This window comes from Maritalea sp., assembly GCF_047634455.1.
Taxonomy (GTDB): Bacteria; Pseudomonadota; Alphaproteobacteria; order Rhizobiales; family Devosiaceae; genus Maritalea.
On record NZ_JBLIAI010000115.1, the window covers coordinates 1 to 3,656 of the forward strand.

Consider the following 3,656-nt stretch of genomic DNA (forward strand, 5'->3'; position numbering starts at 1 on the left):
GCGACATCGAACCTTTAGGATAGGTATGTCCATGTCAAAAAACGTTGCTGAGAATCTGGCAAATCTGAATGCGGATCACCAGCGTTTGGAGAACCTTCATATGCGGGACATGTTCCGCGATGATCCGCAACGTTTCAACAAGCTCTCGATTCGTGCCGGAGAACTGTTCCTTGATTATTCAAAAAACAGAATTGACGAGAAATCTCTCGCAACATTATTTGAACTTGCGCGCGTTTCTGGCGTCGAAGAACTGCGCGACCAAATGTGGGCGGGCGATCATATCAACAGTACCGAAGATCGCGCAGTCATGCACATGGCCTTGCGCCAACAGGGTGAAACCGCGCTGAAAGTTGACGGCGAAAACATTTCAGCATCGATCCGCAAAGTGCTTGCAGCGATGCGCATCTACGCAAATAAACTGCGCAACGGCGGAATCACAGGTTCAACCGGCAAAAAAATTACCGACGTGGTCAATATTGGTATCGGCGGCTCTGATCTTGGTCCAGCAATGGTTGCGCGGGCGCTATCACCATATGTTTCTGAGATTGAACCTCATTTTGTTTCAAATGTTGACGGTTCGGATATTGCGGACGCACTCAAGGGACTAGATCCCGAAACCACGTTGTTTATTGTCGCGTCCAAAACCTTCACGACTGACGAAACAATGACCAACGCAAACTCCGCGCGCAAATGGCTTGCGACCGCACTTGGTGATGCTGCCGTCGGTCATCATTTTGTTGCGGTTTCTACGAACTTGCAAGCTTGTGCCGCATTCGGCATTCAACAAGATCGCATTTTTGGCTTTTGGGATTGGGTCGGCGGTCGGTATTCGGTTTGGAGCGCCATTGGATTGTCAGTGATGCTGGCCATTGGCGCTGAGAACTTTGATGAGTTCTTGGCTGGTGCCGCAGAAATGGATCAGCATTTTTTGACGACACCGCTTGAGAATAACCTGCCCGTGATTATGGCTGTGCTCGGTGTTTGGTACCGCAATGCTTTCAATTTCTCAACGCATGCTGTGCTTCCATATGATGAACGGTTGGGCCGTTTTGCTGCCTATTTGCAGCAACAGGATATGGAGAGCAATGGCAAGTCAGTTCAACGCGACGGCAGTCCAATATCCTATTCAACCGGGCCAATTGTCTGGGGAGAACCTGGTACAAACGGCCAACATGCCTTTTATCAACTCATCCACCAAGGCACCGATGTGATTCCGGTGGATTTTTTAATCGCCGCGCAAGGTGAAGAAGATTATCCCGTTCATCATGAAAAACTGGTCGCCAATTGTTTTGCGCAATCCGAGGCCTTGATGCTCGGTAAAACCAGCGAACAAGTTCATGCTGAACTTGAAAAAACTGATCTAACACCACGTGAAATCAAAGAATTGATTCCGCATAAAATTTTTCCAGGCAATCGGCCATCCAACACGATCATGTATAAAAAACTGACGCCAAAAACGTTGGGCAGTTTGATTGCGCTTTATGAGCACAAGGTTTTTGTGCAAGGTGCCATATGGAACGTGAATTCTTACGATCAATGGGGTGTCGAGCTTGGAAAACAGTTGGCAAAAGCCTTGTTACCCAAAGTACAAGGCACCCAAGATATGAGTGCGCACGATTGTTCGACACAAGGATTGCTGAAGCAATATCATTCGCAACGCTAGAGCGAGCCCAAAAACGCAAATAACTGGTTTCGCTCTTTTACTGCAAGTGAGCGGAATTCTTCTTTTGACCCGCTTGCTTCGCCACCATGCCACATGATCGCCTCTGCCAACGTCCGCGCACGGCCATCGTGAAGGTAGTTCTCGTTTCCGTTCACTTCTTTTGTATAGCCAAGTCCCCAAAGTGGCGGGGTGCGCCATTCACGCGCCAATATAGTTTGTCCATAGGTTGGATCGCTCAAACCGTCTCCCATATCGTGCAACAATATGTCGGTGTAGGCGGCAGCAAAACTTTGCTGATCGTTGAATTTTGCGACATGACAAGCGTTGCAGCCTATGCGCCCAAATGTCAGTTCGCCTGCCAAAACGTCAGACTTGTCTTCATTCCTGCGCCCTGGAACGCCCAATTTTGAACTATAGAGCGCGAGCATACGCGCTTCGTTGCCGTCGAGTTCTGTTGCTTTGTTTTCCGGTTGCTCAAGGCTAGCGGCAAGACACTCAAATTGCTCGCTTGTGCAGTCACCCGCATATGCCGGGAATAGCGGTGTTGATATGCCCATGTCGCTGCTCGCAGCCTTGGCTATTTGGTGGAGCACTGAGGGTAACGATGCCTTCCAACCAAAGCGCCCAATATCTCCATTTGGCAACACCGAAATGCGACCGGATATGCCGTCTGCGTCCAGATCGTCAGGATCAGCCAATTGCTCTAAAGCTGACAAGGATACGTTTTCTAAATAACCCAAGCCAATGAGTTGTTGGGGCAACCGGCCGGCTAGTTGCGCGTTCTGTTCCAGTTCGCCATAGGCTAAATCTGAAGCGTGGAAAACCGGTTTTCTCAGTTTAATCTGCGTGCCGTCCTTTAACACTTCAATGAATGGTTCGTATGTCACACGAACTGTACCTTCGGGACGTGCGCCCACGGCGTGCATCTGAATCTGTTCGCCGTAGATTTTGTCAGGCAGACGACCATATTCGTCAGATGGAACTCCAACCGAAAATACAAAAGAAGGCGAAGATTGCCCTTCGGCTGGCGCTTGGCCGCGTCCGTCGCGTATATGGCAACTCGCGCAGGAGTTTGCGGCAAACAACGGCCCGAGCCCGCTTTGTGTGCCGTTAGCATGCTCAAAAACTTCCCATTCATGATGGAACAGACCTTGCCCGTAATTGAACTTTGCTAGGTCGGAAGAGTTGATTTTAGGATCAGCCAAGGAAAAGGCCGTTGGCCCAAATGGCAAAAGCTGCTCTGCAACCGTCACGGATGCTCCAAAAACTGAGAAGATCGCGGCAAATATGCATCTTTTGTAGATCATGCTCAAAGCTTAGCAGAACTTAAATTGGCCGCAAGATGATCAGCAATTGCTTGACGTTTCTAGCGATTTTGTCCAAATTGGACGAAATGTCTAAATGGTGAGAATCGTGCTGTTTTTAAGTCGCAATGAAATTGAAGCGCTCAGCGAATTTCGGCCCATGGCAGAGGCTATTCGAAAGTCATATATTGCTGTCACCAAAGGCGAAGCCAGCATTCCTCCGGTCGGCTATTTGCCCTTAAAACAACATAATGGCGACTGTCATATCAAGTTTGGTCACTTGGATGGTGACCCAATTTTCATTGTTAAAGTTGCAACAGGATTTTACGACAACCCAAAGCTGGGCCTGTCGACCAGCAACGGCATGATGGTTGCATTCTCAGCGATCACCGGAGAGCCGATAGCCATTCTTCAGGATGAAGGCTATTTGACTGATCTGCGTACCGCTATTGGTTCTGCAATCGCGACACAGGCTTTGGCGCGAAAAGATGCAACGAAAATCTTAGTTGTAGGCGCAGGCATACAGGCGAGGCAGCAGATTCTGGCGCATAAAGAACTTATGTCAGAAACAAAGTTCGGCTTTAGTGTTTGGGCGCGAGATGTAAAAAAGGCGCAAGTTTTTATTCACGATCTGAAGAAAGTCGGTTGTGAGATCGCATTGTGCGCGGATTTGGAAACCGGGTGTGGGG

3 protein-coding genes are annotated in these 3,656 nt (G+C 49.0%); 2 read left to right on the plus strand and 1 reads right to left on the minus strand.

Features of this window, described 5'->3' with window-relative positions; translation table 11 throughout:
* The first annotated feature begins 31 nt into the window (after window positions 1-31).
* Complete coding sequence (gene pgi, locus ACJAZW_RS15330) at window positions 32-1,663, plus strand: glucose-6-phosphate isomerase (protein WP_415159670.1); 1,632 nt, start codon at window positions 32-34, stop codon at window positions 1,661-1,663.
* Here pgi and ACJAZW_RS15335 read toward each other — a convergent pair.
* Window positions 1,660-2,970 carry a di-heme oxidoredictase family protein gene (locus ACJAZW_RS15335; protein WP_415159672.1) on the minus strand — a complete coding sequence of 437 codons (1,311 nt, stop codon included), beginning with the start codon at window positions 2,968-2,970 and terminating at the stop codon, window positions 1,660-1,662. The genes pgi and ACJAZW_RS15335 overlap by 4 nt on opposite strands.
* Window positions 2,971-3,064: 94 nt before the next feature.
* Here ACJAZW_RS15335 and ACJAZW_RS15340 point away from each other — a divergent pair.
* The coding region (locus ACJAZW_RS15340) for an ornithine cyclodeaminase family protein (RefSeq protein ID WP_415159674.1) at window positions 3,065-3,656 on the plus strand (592 nt) is incomplete at its 3' end.

What these genes read in the sequence shown, in the direction of transcription:
- pgi (WP_415159670.1), top strand. Translation starts at nt 32, where the DNA reads ATGTCAAAAAACGTTGCTGAGAATCTGGCAAATCTGAATGCGGATCAC.
- ACJAZW_RS15335 (WP_415159672.1), bottom strand. Translation starts at nt 2,970, where the DNA reads ATGATCTACAAAAGATGCATATTTGCCGCGATCTTCTCAGTTTTTGGA.